14 protein-coding genes and 1 pseudogene are annotated in these 18,128 nt (G+C 47.4%); 7 read left to right on the top strand and 8 right to left on the bottom strand.

Annotated features, from left to right (window positions below):
* Positions 1–161 precede the first annotated feature (161 nt).
* Together MSMTP_RS17165 and MSMTP_RS17160 are read left to right on the top strand one after the other, a co-directional pair.
* Positions 162–1,358, top strand: a complete 1,197-nt coding sequence (locus MSMTP_RS17165) for a cofactor-independent phosphoglycerate mutase (RefSeq protein ID WP_048182016.1) — start codon at positions 162–164, stop codon at positions 1,356–1,358.
* Between the two features lie 234 nt (positions 1,359–1,592).
* Positions 1,593–2,057 carry an Hsp20/alpha crystallin family protein gene (locus MSMTP_RS17160; protein ID WP_048182012.1) on the top strand — a complete coding sequence of 155 codons (465 nt, stop codon included), beginning with the start codon at positions 1,593–1,595 and terminating at the stop codon, positions 2,055–2,057.
* 105 nt (positions 2,058–2,162) lie between these two features.
* Here MSMTP_RS17160 and MSMTP_RS17155 read toward each other — a convergent pair whose 3' ends face one another.
* Complete coding sequence (locus MSMTP_RS17155) at positions 2,163–2,555, bottom strand: hypothetical protein (protein WP_048182009.1); 393 nt, start codon at positions 2,553–2,555, stop codon at positions 2,163–2,165.
* Positions 2,556–3,034: 479 nt separating this feature from the next.
* Here MSMTP_RS17155 and MSMTP_RS17150 point away from each other — a divergent pair, with 479 nt between their 5' ends.
* Positions 3,035–3,796 carry a coenzyme F420-0:L-glutamate ligase gene (locus MSMTP_RS17150; protein WP_048182007.1) on the top strand — a complete coding sequence of 254 codons (762 nt, stop codon included), beginning with the start codon at positions 3,035–3,037 and terminating at the stop codon, positions 3,794–3,796.
* Between the two features lie 39 nt (positions 3,797–3,835).
* On the opposite strand, the gene MSMTP_RS17145 is transcribed toward MSMTP_RS17150, so the two are convergent.
* Positions 3,836–4,306, bottom strand: a complete 471-nt coding sequence (locus tag MSMTP_RS17145; RefSeq protein ID WP_048182005.1) for a cytidine/deoxycytidylate deaminase family protein — start codon at positions 4,304–4,306, stop codon at positions 3,836–3,838.
* A gap of 501 nt (positions 4,307–4,807) precedes the next feature.
* Here MSMTP_RS17145 and MSMTP_RS17140 point away from each other — a divergent pair.
* The 3 genes from MSMTP_RS17140 to MSMTP_RS17130 all read left to right on the top strand — a co-directional run bounded on the left by MSMTP_RS17140 (position 4,808) and on the right by MSMTP_RS17130 (position 8,649).
* Positions 4,808–5,713 (top strand): protein translocase subunit SecF, encoded by a 906-nt coding sequence (locus tag MSMTP_RS17140; protein WP_048182002.1) that lies wholly within the window; start codon positions 4,808–4,810, stop codon positions 5,711–5,713.
* Complete coding sequence (locus MSMTP_RS17135) at positions 5,710–7,434, top strand: preprotein translocase subunit SecD (RefSeq protein ID WP_048182000.1); 1,725 nt, start codon at positions 5,710–5,712, stop codon at positions 7,432–7,434. Before MSMTP_RS17140 ends, MSMTP_RS17135 begins: the two co-directional genes overlap by 4 nt.
* Before the next feature lie 189 nt (positions 7,435–7,623).
* A complete protein-coding gene (locus MSMTP_RS17130; RefSeq protein WP_048181999.1) occupies positions 7,624–8,649 on the top strand; it encodes an AAA family ATPase in 1,026 nt (341 codons plus the stop codon).
* 627 nt (positions 8,650–9,276) lie between these two features.
* On the opposite strand, the gene MSMTP_RS17125 is transcribed toward MSMTP_RS17130, so the two are convergent.
* The 6 genes and pseudogenes from MSMTP_RS17125 to mtbA all read right to left on the bottom strand — a co-directional run bounded on the left by MSMTP_RS17125 (position 9,277) and on the right by mtbA (position 15,614).
* Positions 9,277–9,528, bottom strand: a complete 252-nt coding sequence (locus tag MSMTP_RS17125) for an efflux RND transporter permease subunit (protein WP_048183966.1) — start codon at positions 9,526–9,528, stop codon at positions 9,277–9,279.
* A 14-nt stretch (positions 9,529–9,542) separates the two neighbouring features.
* The gene (locus MSMTP_RS17120; protein ID WP_231582841.1) at positions 9,543–9,818 is read right to left on the bottom strand and encodes a monomethylamine permease; all 276 of its coding nucleotides are present in this window, start codon (positions 9,816–9,818) and stop codon (positions 9,543–9,545) included.
* Entirely contained in the window at positions 9,799–11,211 is a 1,413-nt protein-coding gene (locus tag MSMTP_RS17115; RefSeq protein WP_048181996.1) for an APC family permease, read from the bottom strand. Before MSMTP_RS17115 ends, MSMTP_RS17120 begins: the two co-directional genes overlap by 20 nt.
* 298 nt (positions 11,212–11,509) lie before the next feature.
* A pseudogene (locus tag MSMTP_RS19540) lies at positions 11,510–12,886 on the bottom strand (monomethylamine:corrinoid methyltransferase).
* 15 nt (positions 12,887–12,901) lie between these two features.
* A complete protein-coding gene (locus MSMTP_RS17100) occupies positions 12,902–13,555 on the bottom strand; it encodes a methyltransferase cognate corrinoid protein (protein ID WP_048181993.1) in 654 nt (217 codons plus the stop codon).
* Positions 13,556–14,594: 1,039 nt separating this feature from the next.
* The gene (gene mtbA, locus MSMTP_RS17095) at positions 14,595–15,614 is read right to left on the bottom strand and encodes a methylcobamide:CoM methyltransferase MtbA (protein WP_048181990.1); all 1,020 of its coding nucleotides are present in this window, start codon (positions 15,612–15,614) and stop codon (positions 14,595–14,597) included.
* Positions 15,615–16,300: 686 nt separating this feature from the next.
* Between mtbA and MSMTP_RS17090 the strand changes: the two genes are divergently transcribed.
* A complete protein-coding gene (locus MSMTP_RS17090) occupies positions 16,301–17,929 on the top strand; it encodes a methylamine methyltransferase corrinoid protein reductive activase (RefSeq protein ID WP_048183960.1) in 1,629 nt (542 codons plus the stop codon).
* Positions 17,930–18,128 lie beyond the last annotated feature (199 nt).

Genomic DNA, 18,128 nt, shown 5'->3' with positions numbered 1-18,128 from the left:
TATAACATTTGTGTAAAACAAAGTGTAGCAAAGTGCAGGATTGAAATCTCGGAAAATCTCCTGCAGGCAGGCTTTGCAGTGCCTTGTAGAAGGGAACGGTAGAAAGGGATATATCTTATCCCCAAGTGAAAGAGAGTAAAACAGTAAACACAGGTGAAGCAATGAAATACGCCGTACTTATCGGAGACGGAATGGCGGATTATCCTATTGAGGATCTGGATGGAAAGACAATCCTCCAGGCAGCCAGTACTCCAGCTATGGATTCCATCGCAGCCCGCGGAAAAGCAGGGCTTGCAAGAACCGTACCGGAAGGCTTTCCCCCCGGCAGTGATGTGGCAAACATGTCCATTATCGGTTATGACCCCGCAGTCTACTATTCCGGTCGGGCTCCCCTGGAAGCTGCAAGCATGGGAGTGGCTCTTGCCGCGGACGATGTGGCTTTCAGGTGCAACCTCGTGACAATTGAAAACGGATTAGTAAAGGATTACAGTGCAGGACACATAAGCAGTGATGAAGCGAAAACCCTTATCGAGACCCTTGATTCGGAATTAAGAACTGAGGAGCTTAAGTTCTACCCCGGAATTAGCTACAGGCACCTTCTGGTCGCAAGAGGGGACAGGGGTATCGAAATGGAATGCACCCCTCCTCACGATGTGACAGGGGAAAGGGCGGCGGAACATCTACCTAAAGGAGAGGAAGAGGATTTCTTCAGGGACCTTATGGAGGCTTCCATGGAGATTCTGGAACTGCACCCGGTGAACCTGAAGAGAGCCGAGGAAGGCAAAAACCCGGCCAATTCCATCTGGGTCTGGGGCCAGGGGCATGCCCCGCAGTTCACATCCTTCAGGGAGCTTTACGGGAAGACCGGAGCCGTGATCTCGGCGGTGGACCTCCTGAAAGGGATAGGGATCTATGCAGGGCTGGACGTAATAGAAGTCCCGGGAGCCACCGGTTACCTGGACACAAACTATGAGGGAAAAGCCCGTGCCGCAATCGAAGCTTTTGAGTCCCGGGATCTCGTTTTTGTCCATGTAGAAGCTCCGGATGAGGCAGGGCACGAAGGAAGCCTTGAGAAAAAACTAAAAGCTGTTGAGGATTTTGACCGCAGGATCGTCGCTCCCATCCTTGAGCATGCCAAAGCCTCTGAAGAGTCTTTTACCATCCTTGTAATGCCCGACCACCCGACTCCCATCTCCTTAAAGACCCATACTCCGGACCCTGTACCTTTTGCGGTCTACAGGACCGATAAGGAAGATCCGGATGAAGCAGGGGCTTTTGATGAGGAGTCTGTTAAAAATGGTTCCATGGGCATTGTGAAAGCTTCGGACCTTGTCGGGATGCTTATAAAGGCTGAATAAGTGCCTTACATCCTGTTATTATTTCCCGGATTTTCGAATTTCGGGAATTTTTTCTTTTTGTAGCTTTTTCTTTCTGTAGCTTTTTCTTTCTGTAGCTTTTTCTTTCTGTAGCTTTTTTATTTTTTTTATTTTTTTTATTTAACATCCTAATTATATTTTCTCAGAAAACCTATATATTTGCTCTCAATGTATTCAAATATTGAACGTTATCACTTCATTTAAGGGGGTATTTTTATGGTTAGATGGCCTGTCAGAAGACCTTCCGGAGGTCCCATACGCTGGGACCCGTTTGATGAGATCAAGAGGACACAGGATCGCCTGAACCAGCTGTTTGAAGAGTTCATGCCAGTTGAAGAGTGGGCCGGGGGTAAAGTATACGCTCCTGCTATTGACATCATGGAAGAAGATAACAAACTCGTAGTTACCACTGACCTTCCGGGAGTCGATAAGAAAGATATTGAAATAAACGTAAAAGAAGACATGCTTGAGATCAGCGCAAAATGCGGCCGGGAAAAGGAAACCGAAGAAGAAGGCTACCTGCGCCGGGAGCGGGCTTACACGCGCTTTTACCGGGCGGTCCGCCTGCCAACCAACGTGACGGACGAAAAAGCAACTGCAAAAATGGAAAACGGGGTCCTGACAATAACAATTCCGAAACTCCAGCTCGAAGAGCCCAAGAAAAAGATAGATATCGAGTAATTTTCAAAAAGACCCGGTGACTATAGGGAAACTTCTTTTTGGTCCCTACTTTTTCATCAGGTCTTTAGTTTTCATTAATTTCTTTTTTGATTTTTTTCAATCTGTTCATGCATAACGAGGGAAAAGGTATTTTATTTCTTCCGGTTTTTCTTCTTCTATCCCCTTATTATCAGGGGCTCCCTTGTCTTTCGAACCTTCGGGTTTTACGAGTTCAGGGTGCTGATTCAGGAATTCTTCCGAATAATCGGTGGTCTGCCTTCTGGAACCTTGCTTGAAGATTTCATCTATTTCTTCTTTGCTGAATTGCCCGTGGTCGAGTAAAAGTTGCGTAACCTTTTCCCGGGTTGCCTGGGGTTCTTTTGTATAGCTCTGGGAGTAATAAAGCCTGGATATGATGATTTTCAGGGTCCTTGGTCTGCTCTTTTTGTTGTCTTTGTGTTCGAAGGGGCTTTTGTCCTGAATTTTCTGTATTATTACGTCAAGGTCATACTGAGTCATTTTTTCACCCTGGAAGTTTTGGACGGCAAACTAAATAAGAATTCTCAAATGTATCGGATTTTCAGCTGGCATTCTGGCCCTAGCTGGAATTTGTAATGTGAAACTGAGGGTGAACAAGTTGGAAGTTAACCTTAGATGTAGCTATGGCCTTGAAGCCCTAACCTGAAGTATGGGCATGGAAAGTTGGAGAAAAGTGCGGCATCAGGAAATAGTTCTCGTCATACTTTGCTCGGTCGGGGTAACTCTCATCATCGCCGCAAAAAGTAGTATATAGATGGTCTTATTTATGTTTAGTGCCTTTACTGATCAAAATTATTCTCAACTGTGGGGGCGCTTTAATCCGCTTTAAATATCTTATCATATGTCTTTCATATGACTCTCATATACCCCTCATATATCCATTTCATACCTTTCCCATGTTATTTCCCATGTCTACTATTAATACTCTTATAACCCTAACAAAACTTTGAGGAACCTGCTTGAAATTTGAAGCCATAGCCGTAGAAAATATCCCCCTGATTCGGAAGGGGGATGACCTCCCCTCTATCATCTGTGAAAATATCTTTCTTGAGGACCGGGATATAGTTATCATTGCCTCCACCATCGTTGGAAAAACCGAAGGGCTGACTTTCAGGCTCGAGGACATCACCCCCGGGGAACGGGCACTTGAGCTTGCATCCATGAACGGGCAGGATCCGTGTTTTGTCCAGGCGGTCCTTTCCCGGAGCAGGGAAGTCCTGGTAGAGGCCCCTTTTATGCTTGCAACGACTCTTGCAGGGCACACCTGCGTAAATGCGGGGATTGACGACTCAAACGTCGAGGGTGATCTGCTGCTGAACACCCCGGAAAATCCGGACATCAGTGCTGCAAAAATCGGAGAGAGGATTGAAACCCTTAGCGGAAAAAAGCTCAGCGTGATTGTCACGGACACTAACGGCCGTGCGTTCAAGGTCGGGCAGACAGGGGTTGCCATCGGGCTCTATAAAATAAAACCTGTCAAGCGCTGGATCGGGGAAAAAGACCTCTTTGGGAAAACCCTGGAAATTTCCGAGGAAGCCGTTGCTGATGAGCTTGCAGGGGCCGCAAACCTCCTTATGGGAGAAGGCAACGGTGGTGTTCCTGTGATAGTTATCAGGGGTCTTGATTATTACTGCGAGGAAAACCCGGGAATAAAGGAAATGTACCGTCCGGAAGAGTTTGACGTTATCAAAAAAGGGCTTCGTTGCCTTTTGAAAAAATAAGCTGAAAAAATAAGCTGAAAAGCCAGGTTTTTCTCCTTTTCAGTCCGAAATTTTTTCTCCTTCAAAGGGAATGTACTCGACTTCCACTCCCGCCTCCCTGAAGTATTCCAGAGAATCCGTGTCCGGGTAGGGTGTTGAGTATACGACCCGTTTGATGTTTGAATTGATTATCATTTTTGCGCAGAGGATGCAGGGCTGGTGGGTGCAGTAGAGGGTTGCCCCTGCAATGCTCACGCCGTGGAGTGCAGCCTGTATAATGGCATTTTGCTCCGCATGCACTGCCCGGCATTTCTCGTGCCGCGTGCCCGACGGGATGTTTTCCATTTCCCGGATGCAGCCTATATCCAGGCAGTGGTCCATACCGCTTGGGGCACCATTGTATCCAGTTGAAAGGATGCGCTTGTCCCGTACGATCACCGCCCCCACGTTGTTCCTGAGGCAGGTGGCCCGTTTGCCTACCACGAAGGCGATTTCGAGGAAATATTCGTCAAGGGATGGTCTTTCTGTCATTATTTTTAATGAACAGTAACTCGTATATATAGTTGTGACGTTAGGACTTGTGCCATTTTTGAGATTAATTTTAAATGAAATGAATCTTTGCTTTAGAGAGGAAGAATTGATATAATCGATGAGAGTACAGAATTGAAACAGATTAAATTCATCAGCATTATTAAGATGTGTTGATCACTTATTTCCGGAACCGCAATCGGAATTTTTTTCCGGACGAGTCCGGGATTACCGGGTATGTTTAGTACTACAAACTCGGATTATAAATCTGGATTATAAATTTGGATTATAAATCTGGATTATAGATTTGAATTATAGATTTGAATTATAGATTTGAATTATAGATTTGAATTATAGATTTGAATTATAGATTTGAATTATAGATTTGAATTATAGATTTGAATTATAAATTGATTCTCAATTCGGCTTATCAATTTGGATTATAAAATCAGATTCGGATAAGTTCAAGGAAATAATAGATGCATTCATCCGGAGTATTTAATTATGGCAACAGGTTTTACCGATTTTTTAGATTCCTTCGTGAAGGGTCACGATAATCGCCAGTTGCTGGCAATTCCTCTTGCAGTATTCGCGGTTTCTTTAGCGATACTGCTGGTTTCTTTCGCAAGCAGCGGGTCGCCTTTGCTCCTGGGCATGGAGTTCCAGGGAGGTACCCAGATTTCGATGGGAACAACCGATTCCCCTGCTGAGCTTGAAGAACTGTATTCCGATTATCCGATAATGGATGCCCGGCAGGCAGGTAACAGGGTTATCATGCAGTTCGGTGTCATGGATAATGAGGAACAGCGCCAGCTAGAAGACGATGTAATGGGCCGTTATTCCAATGTGGAAATCAAGCAGATAGGGCCGGTGTACGGAAAAGACCTGCAGGTCCAGGCTCTTCAGGCCCTTTTAATCTCCTTTATCGGGATGGCTATTGTGGTCTTCTTGATCTTCAGGAGCCCTGTCCCCTCTTTTGCAGTGGTACTTTCGGCTCTCTCGGACATAGTGATTGCCGCAGCTTTCATGCGGATTGCAGGGATCGAGCTTTCTCTGGGGACGGTTGCAGCCCTCCTTATGCTTATCGGTTATTCCGTGGACAGTGACATCCTGCTTACTAACAGGGTGCTGAAGCGCAGAGGTACGGTGGAAGAGAAGGTTTCCAGGGCCATGCAGACCGGGATTACCATGACCTCCACAACCCTTGCAGCCCTCGTAGTGATGTACGCTGTCTCCACTTTCCCCTACCTGATCATTCCCTCCTTCACGCAGATAACCCTGCTCTCGCAGATCTCCGGCGTCCTGATCATAGGGCTGGCTGCGGACCTGATGAACACCTGGCTCCTGAACACGGGGATTTTGCGCTGGTATGTCCTGAAACCCGAATTCAGAGGGAGGTTTAACAGATGAGCGACGCAAAAAGTCTCTTTAAAAACGTGAGAGTTATCATCTTTATTATTGCCCTGCTGGCTTCCATTATTGCAATCCACCCAGGATATACCTCGGGGGAAGGCACGACCTCAAACCTGAACTACGGGCTTGACCTGGAAGGCGGTTCCTGGCTCCAGATCAAACTGCAGGGTGCTTTGGCCCAGGTGGACGCGGATTCCGGGATGATTGTCAGTGAAATGGTGGAACCGGTCATCGGAGCCCCCATCACAATAACGGAAAACAAGCTGGAAGGAAACGGCCTTTCAGAAGCTGAAAACTCCATTACGTTCACCACGGATGTCCCGGTCAGCAGCTCCGAACTCGAGCTCCTGGAAATCGGGCGGGTAAGTGTGGATCGGCTGAACCAGGAGACCACCCAGGTCACCCTCTTTACCAGCAAGGAAAGCCTGGTCCGGCTCTACCTGGCAAGCTCTCTGGATTCCGAAGTCATTACTTTTGACGAAGGGGAAGGGCTTGTCTATGAAATCAGGACTGCTGTTTCCGAAGAGGAACTCGAAGCCCTGATGGCAAAGGTAGGCGGTTCAATCCTCAAGAACGAAGACGGGACTTCCAGCTACAAGGAAGGGGTAAGTGTGCAGACCCGGGACCTGACCCGGGACATCCTGAACGACAAGCTCAACGCCCTCGGCCTGAAAGATATCCCTGTCCGGACGGTCGGGGAAGACTACATCCTCATTGACTTTGCAGGCATAGACCTGGCAACCGCAAAGGACATTGCCGAAAAGCCCGGGAAATTCGAGATCAGGATCAATACTACAGGAACTGAGACCCGGCATGTGCTTTACGGGGATTCCATAGTAAGCGTAGGGATACCCGGTTTCCACGATAACCAATGGAATACGCCCTTTACCCTGAACGAGGCTGGGGCGCTCGCCCTCCAGAAAGTCGCAATTGAAACCGGGGCAGTGGACAACCCGAGTGCTCACTACCTTACCATGTACCTGGACGAAAACGTGGTCTACAGCGCTCCCCTTAGCTATTCCGCCGCATCCCAGCTAAAAGAAGCTCCTATCTACTCCTGGCAAGCTTCCACCGGTGGCGATGAGGAAGCCAAGGCTCAGGCTCAGGCACTCCAGATACACCTCAGGGCAGGGGCTCTCCCTGTGAACGTGGTGCTTGTGGGTTCCGGGCATGTGGACGCAGCTCTCGGTGAACAGTTCAAGACCGAAGCCCTGATTGCAGGCCTTCTTTCCCTTTTAGCCGTGGCAGGAGTGATCTTCCGCAGGTACAGGAGACCTGAGATTCTCATACCAATGGTAGGGACTTCTATCAGTGAAGTGGTAATGATCCTCGGGGTGGCTGCGGCCATCGGCTGGCAGATGGACCTGGCAGCAATAGCAGGTATCATCGCAGCCATAGGGACAGGGATTGACCACCTGGTTATCATCACCGACGAGGTGCTTTACGAAGGCAAGCTTCCCCCAACAAAGGTCTTTGTCTCAAGGATCGGGAAAGCCTTCGGAATCATTTTCGGAGCTGCTGCAACCACTATCATTGCCATGTCCCCCCTGGTCGTGATGGGTTTTGGAGCCTTGAAGGGCTTTGCCATAACCACAATCATCGGTGTGTTCATCGGTGTGGTGATTGCAAGACCGGTCTACGGAGTGGTGATTAAGGAAATGCTCGAAGCAGGTGAAGCCTCTGCCGCTCGTAAAGGGGAAATTTCCGCTGACGAGTGAACCGCGCTTTATGGAAAATAAATAAGGGTCGCAGAAAAGGTTGATTGCAGAAAAGCGAATAAAATGAATTGCAAGAAAGTGGGCAAAAGAATCGCAGAAAAGCGAATAGAATTGCGAAAAAAAGGACAAAGCGAATCCCAGAACCACAAATAAACGGATCGAAGGAAAGCAAAATAACGAGGTGCTAAGATGCAGGATCTCTGGACGTTGAAATACAGGGCCGCTGCCCTGGAAGAACTGCTTGGAAACGAACATTCGGTGGATACCCTCTCCGAGCTGCTGCAGTCCGGGAATCTGCCCCACCTTGTTTTCCACGGTCCGGAAAATTCGGGAAAAACAACTGCGGCTCTTGCCCTTGCCCGGGAACTTTACGGGGAAACCTGGAAAAACAACTTTACCTATTTCAATGCCTCGGACTTTTTCGACCAGGGTAAACGTTACCTTGTCCGGGATAGGCGTTTTGTCCGGATTATCGGGACCGATGACCCGAAAAAGATCTACAAAAGCGTAATCGAGATTTTCAAGCAAATCATTAACGAATACGCAGGAATGGCTTCTCTTGATGCGGACTACAAGCTCATTTACATTGACAACGCTGAGTCCCTGAGTTCCGATGCTCAGCATGCCCTCAGGCGCATCATGGAAAAGTATACTTCCACCTGCCGCTTTATCCTCTCCACAACACGGCCTTCAAAACTGATCCCCCCTCTTCGTTCCAGGGGCTTGCAGCTCTTTTTCACCTATGTCTCCGATACCTCTCTGAAAACCTATCTTGAGAAGATCGCTGAGGCCGAAGGGCTCAGCTGTTCGGAAGGGAGCCTGGATGCGGTCCTCTATTTTGCAAGAGGGAACGTTGCACGGGCTGTCCAGACTCTTCAGCTTGCTTTTCTCAGGGCTGAGGGAGCCGAAATTACGGAGGAGATCGTCTACGAGGTCACTGTTAAAGGCAGGGATGAAACAATAGATGAACTGCTTGACGCCGCTCTTTCCGGGGACTTTGCCCGGGGGCGCAAGCTCATTGACGAAATGCTTATAGAAAAGGGTTTTTCCGGAATTGAGATCCTTGAGGGGCTCTCTGAAGCTCTTGTAGATTCCGGGGGGCCGGATGAGAATATTGCCCGTCTGCTGGTGAAAATTGCGGAGGCTGATGCCTGTATGGTGGTTGCAGCAAACGAAAGGATCCAGCTGGAGTACCTCATTTCTCATTTTTCTTAATTTTTTTCATTTGTGTGACATTTGTTTTTAATACTTTCGGTCTTTTATCAAACTTCAGTGCTCTAATATATATAATATTTGGTTCCTAAAATGTCAAATACACAAAATATATATACTATGTTTCAACATTTTAAAATCTAGAGCGCAATTTATTTATATAATTGTGTTTTTGTATAACATAAGGTACTTCTTGGGTATGGGGCTCCTCAGGATACTAGAGGTCCGAAAATACCTTCTGTAAAGGGATATCGGGGCCCGGGTTCTACGGATGTCCGTAGAAGGGTCCGAAAATATCTCTATTGAATGGTAAAGGGCCTGAATTCCCTTGAGCAGGTGCCCTTCCTTCGGGAGTCGCCTTTAAAATTCCACAAAAACTCCCTCAAAATTCCCTGAATCCCTCCTGGTTCAGGGAGATCTTGCTTATCTAATAATTGGGCTTTTGAAGCAGTTCTATTAAAACAGTCGGATCTGCCGGGAAATTACAAAAGCCAGAATTTCAAAAAAAACGTTGACTGCCTGAACCCTCTTTCAGGCAGTTCAACAGTCTATTCTTCAATTCATTACTATTTTTTAATTCATTACTATTTTTTAATTCATTACTATTTTTTAATTCATTACATCTATTCTTCAGTACTTGTAGTGCTTCACCGAGTGGTGGAGGATTACCACAAAGAATGCGATGATTACAAGCACGAAGCTGAAGAAGCCGACCGGGTCCCAGACGAAGCCTATGCCTGCTCCACCTTCGTCCCAGGAAACGAGCACTGCTCCCTGGAGCACCGTGGGAACCACGACGCAAGCGAAGGCCAGGACGAAGATGAATATGATATCAAAGGCCTCTGCAAGGGCACTTTTTTCTTTTTTGGTAATTTCTGCCATTTCTTTCAGCCTCCTCAATCGTAGTAGGCGAACTCAAACATGTGCTTCTTGATGGAGTCGCGTACCCGCAGGCAACCTATCGTTTCGACTACAACTATCAGCCCGAAGAAGATCACATAGAGATAGAAGAAGTCCGAAGCTATCTCCCATGTAGCCCCCAGGATCTTACTGATCACAAAGAGTTCCACACTTACAAGCAGTAAGAGCATTCCTGCAACCAGGATACTGTCTCCTGTCAGTTTGCTGTGGTACTTGCTTTCCATCTCCTGGTTAATCTTTGCTGAACTCAACTCCAATCACCTCCTTTCCTATCCTCGCATTTTCTGACCCTCTGGGTTCGGGCCAGCCCATTTCAGCCCAGTTGTTTTCTGCCTTTGAAGTCTTGTGCTTGTGGCTGAAGTAGAAGTACGCAATGCCGTAGAATACGAACCCGAAGATCAGGTTATACTTGTAGCCCCAGAAGAGGGTTGAAAGGATCGTAATGGCAATTGCGATTGCAAAGTAGGCGATGTAGGGCTGGAGGGGTCCTGCAAAGGGACGGACTTTGCTTGTTGTCTCCGGGAAGAGGGTCCTGAAGCGGATCAGGGCAAACGGGATCAGCACATAGCAGAGCAGCCCCGAGACGATGGAGAAGGTAATGACCTGGTCCAGGAAACCGCTGAAAGCAAAGCCGATTGCTACCGGCATTGTGAAGATCACAGCCCTGTAAGGGGTGTTATACTTCGGGTGCACCGCCGAGAACCAGGAAGATACGTAGTGGTCTCTGGAGAGTGCAAACCAGGAGCGTGAAGAGTCACAAACACAACCGTTTGCACTTGCAAGGCAGGTAAGGAGTGTCCCGAGTCCCAGGAGGGCGATGAAGATTAATATACCGCTGTTCTGTGCCGCTTCAAAGAGCGGATACACGGAAACCCCTAGCATGTTAGCGGGGATCAGCACTGAACAGAGGTATAGGGTCATAGCTGCTCCCATCAGGAGGGTGATCATCCCTGCCTGCTGCCCGAGCGGGACTGCCCTTGACGGGTGCTTACATTCTTCGGCACACATCGCTGCCCCTTCTATTCCCAGGTAGAACCATGGCCCGAATTGCAACGCTGCAAATAGGCCTATCATGCCGTTTGGCAAAGCCCCCTGGAAGAGATATTCAGGGTGAATGTCCACTGTTCCGAAGGCGGTTGCGAAGAAGAATACCACAATTGCAATAAAGGCTATCATGGTCAGGAAGAAGTTCAGGGTTAAAGCTGCAACCACACCCCGGTAGTTAATAAATGTCAATAGTGCAATAACTAGCAGGGTCACAGGGAAAACCTGTAACTGTGGAAATACCTCCGACGCAATAAATGCGACCACAATAGCGTCCGCAGCTTCAAGAGCGATGTATTCCATGTACACCGCAAGCCCGACACTGGCGGCTGCTCCGGGTCCTATAAATAGTCTTGCCCAGTCGTAGGGTCCTCCTGCAAGTTTTGTGGCTGATCCGAGTTCACTGGCACAGAGAGAAATTATAACATACATGGTTCCTGCAACCAGCATGGCAAGCAGGGAACCCAGAACTCCTCCTTTTGCGACGGTGAAGTTCCAGCCCATGTACTCTCCGACCAGCACGATCCCGACTCCAAGAGCCCATACGTGGAATGGGCGCAGAGTCTTCACTAGGCTGGCAGATTCAGAGTTTTCAGACATTTTATCCCTCTCTCATTCAGCTTCTTTTTGAAATCTTGCTGGCGTCCAGCAAAACCCAGGCCATCAATGCAAAAGCAAGGAGATATATCATACCGTTTATGATAGTCCAGATGTCCATTTTCTCATATCCCCCGATATGTTTTTAAACAGTGTTTTTTTGCATTCCTTTGTCTATTCATTAAAAATATTCCAAACCAAGCGTGTCTGACTTATTTAAGGGTTTTGCCCATGTTTTTAAAAAAAAATTAGCCGACGAGGCTATCTCGCCGGCCGGGTTTATTGCCTTAGGGATGTCAGTTTAGAATACGAGTCCGAGGTCTTCGAGCTGCTTCCTTGCTCCGTCGTAGACCTGCATGTATTCGTCCGTGGGTGTTACGGTCTTAACGTCGTAGCATTCCTGGAAGGTCTTGCCTGCGGGTGCGTTTGCATAGTTCTTCTCGTAGAGGCCGACGAGCTTGTCGAGGATTCCGTTGACTTCTGCGATGTCCATGCCTGCGGTTGCCCTTGCGACTTCTCCCATCATCCTGGCTTCCATACCTGTGGTCTTGTCGGTGACGACACCCTTTGCGGCTGCCACACCGGAGAGGATTTCACGGCCTGAAGCGGTGTCAGTCATGGACTGGGCGGAAGCTTCGAGGAGACACATCTCGGTACAGGGGCCTGCACATGGGTAGTACTGGTTCCCGGAGAGGATGTCTGTAAACTCGGAGATAGTTGCACATGCCCAGCCTGCGATTGTCAGGGTTTCCCTGGTGTTGGTGGATCCCCAGCGGATGTGGACAGGGCCGTCAAGGTGCCAGCTTGCGCTGCTCATGACGAATGCGTTGATGTGGGTTGCAATGTCCACGATTGTGGTCTCTTCAATGCCGCCGGCGTATCCGCCAAAGATTGGCATCTGTTCGTCCATGATAATATCGCTGTTGCCTTTGTAGTGAGCAATTACTGCGATTGCATCGAGGTCGATCTTCAGCTCGTTGAGCTGGGAGACTTCGTGGCTGTCAGAGGAGATCTGTCCACCGTAGCAGTCAGAGGCAATGTTTCCCTGAGCGGACAGGGAGGTCTCAGGGCCCTATATGCCCATGCCTGGCCTGCCGGCCATTGCTGCTGCCTGCTTGATGAGCCTGGTTTCGGTCTTTGATGCCAGGACTTCATAGGGGCTTCCCGGAATTGGAGGCTTGCCGCGGACGGAGGTCATAACACCGTCTACAATGGTGTCTACTTCCTTTTCCAGGGCGTAGCTCATGTGGACTGGCATGAAGACTTCTTCGGAAATCGGGGACCCGGTAGGACCTCCCTGGACAATTGGCTTCCTCTTGTCTCCGATGCTTCTCTTCTTGAACTGAACTGAATCCCTACCGGTCCCGAGGGTGAATTCCGTCTGGATGTTGTTGAGTGCGTCCCAGATCTCTTCTTCGGTGTACTTGACGATCCTGTGGGTGTCAGTACAGTAGATACCGCAGTCGAGGAGCATCTCAAACCCTGCCTGGAAGAGCTTTTCCATCATGTCCTTGTCGGTAGGGATGATCTCTCCCTTGAAGTCAAGCCCGTACTTCTGCTTAAGCTCCATGGACTTCATGGGAATTGTCATGAGGTCCCAGTCGTCCTGGGTGCATTTCTCACCGACTTTTGCTCTGTCGTAGAAATCGTAGCAATCAAATGATTTTCTGAATGTCATGTCTGGTTCCCCCGATTATTTCATAACTTCAAGTGCTACTTTTGCGGCTTCTGCAGCGTTCTCTGCGGTTGCGTCTGCTCCGATTTCTTCGATCCAGCCTTCAGAAACAGGGGCTCCTCCGAACATGCACTTTACGCTGTCTCTCAGGTTTTCTTCCCTGAGCAGATCCATGAGGTCCTTCTGGCCGAGCATGGAGGTGGTCATAAGGGCGGAACCTACAAGAATGACTTTTTCTCCCTTGTGCTTTGCAACCTCTTCTACAACAGTCTCGTTGAGGACGTCGGTTCCGAGGTCGAGTATATCAAAACCATTTGCTCCGAGCATGGTTGAAACAAGGCGGTGCCCGATGTCGTGGATGTCTCCTTCTGCAACAAAAGTGATTGCAAGCCCGGTTTCTTCTCCTTCCTTCCTGGTCTTCTCAAGTTCGGGAGTAAGGATTTCCATTGCCCCGCTCATTGCTTTTGCAGACATCATTATCTGGGGCAGGAAGATTTCGGCGGCTTCAAACTTGTCTCCGACGATCTTCATCCCTGCAGAAAGGCCCTTTGTGATAATATCAAGTGCTGGGATTCCAGCAGAAAGAGCTTCCTGGGTTAACTGTACACATCCCGCGATATCCTGATTAACAATAGAGTCGCGAAGCTTGTCAAACATTTCTTCGTTTGCCATTTTTAATCCTCCATTTCAAAACTCCGTTATCACGCAGTTTTTCTGGGGCAACGCAATGCTCACTGATACACATAAAAACGACTCATGCTCTGAGGAATGACTCACGCTCCGCTACCTTCCGTTACCTATACCTTCCGGTAGCCGATTTGAGTAGGGTTCTCATAAGCTCCGCTACCTATACCTTCCGGTAGCCGATTTGAGTGGGGTTCTTATTTGCTCAGTTTCCTATTCACATGCTATTTTGGAATTTCTTCTCAGAAAATTCGTTCCCATAATTTTGCCATATCGGAATTTCCTCAGAATGGGTTTTTCTGAGTTTTGCCATTTTGAAATTCCTTTACATGAGATTCATTTTCTGAATGAGGGTCCTGTGCATTTAGTGAACAGATTTTTACATTGGTTTTCTGGATACTCTTATCCTATATTTTCTACCTGTCATATCCTGGACGGATGAACAGATTTTTCGATATATCCCAACTATATCGTTGCCCTGTAATCACTCTCTATCTCAAAAGCAATTACTTATGTTAAACATTAGCCTTCTACTATATAAGCGATTACTATATTTAATAATATTATAATGTGAAATATTTTTTTAATCTTTTTTGTGATAAATGTTCAGGCGAAAACCTTCCTATTTTTTGTCTGGACAGGTTCTGAAACTAACTAAACTGTAAGTTAAATCAAAAATTATTTATACCAAATCTCTCAGGCTTCAGGTTTACCCTTGTCTGCATGCCTGCCTGAACACTAACTAGAAGCACATCCATTTGATTCGGTCTTAATGGCCATTAAATGGATATGTATAAATAGGAGTTTATTTTCTCTTCCGGCGGGAAGGGGTATGTGAAGGTTGAAAACCGCAGGCTCCAGTAGAAGCTTTTGTAAAAGTAGCTGAGAATTCATTTTCTCAGAGAATTCATTTTCTCAGAGAATTCATTTTTCTCAAAATAGCTCTTCTCTAAAGTGCCTTTCCCTGCAAATTTAAAAAAAGGTGTCGGCTTCAGAGCCGACATTACATTTTTTCAGTTCAATTTATTCAGTATTTGTAGTTGATGGTACACTCGACCATCTTCTGAAGGTTGGCGGTAGGGGTCATGCTGACAATCCCGCAGCCAGGGGCAAGCAGTCCGACTCCTGCGTCGAGAATCTTCTTGGATTCTTCGGCGACGGTTTCTGGAGTGCCGTTCCAGAGGTTTGCTACAGGGTCGAGGTTTCCGATAATGAGTGTGTTTTCAACGTTGCCCTTTGCGGTTGCGATGTCGACTCTCTGGTCCACGCTGATTCCTTCCACGCCGGTCTTTTCCATGATTGCAAGCCCGTTGGTGGTGTTGCCGCAGATGTGGAGGACGGAGGCTACATCGAGTTCCTTCATTGCGTCCACGAGCCTCTTCTGGTAGGGGAGGGCGAATTTCTCGTAGAATTCTCCGCCGATGAGTTCGTAGCTTGCGGTGGGGTCAATGATGGCCAGGGTGTCTGCTCCGTTCTTGACCATTTCTTTTGCGTATGCTACGTTGAAGTCAGCGCAGAAGTCAAGGAGTTCGGCGACAATGGGTTCCCCTGTGAAAAGGTTCCCGAACCAGGCATCTCCATTGATATGCTGGGCAAGGGAGAAAGGACCGATCATGGATCCGATGATCGGGAGTTCTTTCCCGTATTTTTCACTGAGGATCTTGACTGCTTCGAGGACCTTGGATACCCTGCCTTCGTCAAGGCTATAGTCCCTGATCTTGTCGAGGTCTTCCAGGTTCTTTACGCTGTGCTTGATGACCGAAGGCTGTTGCTTGTGGTCGCCAGCTTTGATGCCGCAACCGAAGAGCTCAGCTTCAGCGGTAATGTCAAAAGGTACTCTCACAGCTTCAAAACCGATGACTGTGTGCCCAGCTTCCGCAAGAGTTGCCATTTTCTCTGCGTCTTCATGGGCTTCAGGCCAGTGGGCTCCGCAAGCTTCCATCTGCTCAACAGTTGCCGTCTGTGTGAAGCAGGCGGAAGGCATTCTGTCAACTGGCTGTTTCCTTAATGCACGATATAACCTTTCTTTCGGTGTGTATTCTGTCATTTATTTTCCCTCTCTCTAGTATAAGAACAGCGACTAATATCAAAAAATCATAGTATAAATAAATATGTATTATTGTATATTGATTAAATGTTATATTATAAATATATGTCAATTTTAATCTTGATTGACCTTAAATTCTCTGAAAACAAGTACATTTGTTATATCAGTCTGATAACTATGGAAAAATTAATGTATATAATGATTTGCTGGCTTAACTAAAGACTGAGGCATGCAGGCATAAATATAAAATAAAATTGAATTGAAATAGTTAATTGAACAGTATCTAAAATTGGAAAACTCTAATGGAAAACTAATTGGAAAACTCTAATTAAAAAATCGAATTGGTAAAGTTTTGAATATTTGTTTGAAGCTTCAGGTCCAATTAGAAAAGTTCTCGGAACAAAAAGGCTTTTCATTAATGGAAAGGGAATTGCGATAAAGAGCTTAATACTTATCAAGGACTGAAAGCAAGGACTGAAAGCAAAATCATGTCGGTATACTAACAGGTATACTAATATATACTATCGGTTATATAAATATAGGGCCATATATCTTAACCCTTGCTGTTCCAGTATTCGGATTTGAATTCTTTCCCTTCTTATTTCCAATCCTTTAAGGGGTAATCCAGAGTGCCGGATGCCTCGAAATCATGCACACTTCGGGAAAACATTGAGGAGAATAAAAAAATGTACGGCATAGCACTTGATTTGGGTACGAGCGGTTTTCGAGCACAGCTTATTGAGCTTGAAACGAAAGAAACCATTAAAACGGTTATTACCATGGGGCACCCCCTGCCCGGTGGAAATGTCATGGATCACCTTGACTTTGCGATCTCAACCGGAGAGGATGTGGCCCATGCGGTGATACTGGAAACCATCAGGAGAATGTTCCTTAAATTCGATATTGACTTCTCCGAAGTAGAGCGGCTGGCTGTTTGCGGAAACCCTATCCAGCTTTCCCTTTTCCAGAACATAGAAATCAGGGACCTTGCATACGCCGGAGAAAACAAGCAGAAAAAGCTGGGCGTGGAAAATGTAAAAAGAGACGCCCGTGTGTTCCCAGCTTCCGAGCTCTTTAAAGACCTGGATATGCCTAACTGCGAAGTTATCGTCCCTCCCGCAATCAAGCATGAGATCGGGGCAGACGCCCTGGCAATGATGCTTGAAACTGACTTCCTGAACCAGACTAAACCTGCTCTTGTTACTGATTACGGGACAAATGCCGAGATGGCCCTGAAGATCGGGGAGCGGATAATCACGGCAAGTGCAGCTGCCGGTCCTGCCATTGAAGGACAGGGAATAAGCTGCGGGATGCTCGCAAGCCCCGGAGCGATCTGCGATGTAAAGCCCGAAGGGGAGTACTGGAGGATTATTGTCCTTGACAAGGAGATGGAAAAAAGGGACGCTTATCTCATTAATCCTCTCACCGGGGACATAAAGGAGTTCTACGGCTACGAAGCTGTGGGCATAACGGGCACCGGTGTGATCTCGGCTTTTGCTCTGGCGCTGAAAAGCGGCCTTATCGAAAAGTCCCCGTCCCTGCCAAACGGCAGACTGGTCCTTGGCCCTGATATCGAAATCACCGAAAAGGATGTGGAAGAAGCCGGAAAAGCAATTGGGGCAATCAGGGCAGCCCACCTTACCCTTATCGTGGACTCCGGCATCAAGTATGAAGACCTGGAATACGCTTACATGTCCGGAGCCTCCGGGGCTTATGCGGATGCCGAAGATGCCCGCCAGCTCGGGGCTGCCCCTGGTTTTGCAAAGAATATTGTTCAGTTTGGGAACACTTCCCTTGCCCTTGCCCGGGAACTGGTAATGGACAGGTCCAGGCTCGAAGACGTTATTAAGATCGCCAAAAGGATCACTGCCGACCACCTCATGATGGCGACCAGCGAAACCTTCAACAACTTCTATCTCTGCGAACTCTCCTACTGGACCCAGGGTATGCCCCTTGAAATGTACAACCAGATGCTCGAAATGTACGGCATCCCCGTCCTCCCCGAAACCCTGGAACATGCCTCAATCGAACGCCGGGTCAGCAAAGATATAGAAGAAGTGGGAGCAGAAGGCCTTGCCATCCTCAAAGAAATCGGAATCAACCTCGAAGTCCCCGTGAGCAAGTGCATCTACTGCCACAAATGCGAAAAAGAATGCCCCGAAAACGCCATCGAAATAATCGAAGACGCTGAAGGCAAGCGGACAGCCAGATACGACAGCCAGAAGTGCCTGGGAACAAGTTGCCGCCGCTGCGTAAACATCTGCCCCGAAGGTGCTATCGAGATGTCCAACCTCCAGATCAAGGAAGCAAAATAAGTTTTTTTCAGGAATCGTCCTCAAAAGGGCGTTTCTCCCTCTTTTTCTCATTTTTGACATTTTTTCATTTTTTCATTTTTTTCATTTTTTCATTTTTTCATTTTTTCATTTTTTCATTTTTAGCAAGTTCTACCACCTTATTTTTTTCATTTTTTGCCATCTTAGCCTTTCACAAATACAAAATTTGATAAGTGGTTCC

It is taken from the genome of Methanosarcina sp. MTP4, assembly GCF_000970045.1.
Lineage (GTDB): Archaea > Halobacteriota > Methanosarcinia > Methanosarcinales > Methanosarcinaceae > MTP4.
The sequence above is the reverse complement of the archived record's forward strand: the minus strand, read 5'-3'. Positions and strand labels throughout refer to the sequence as shown.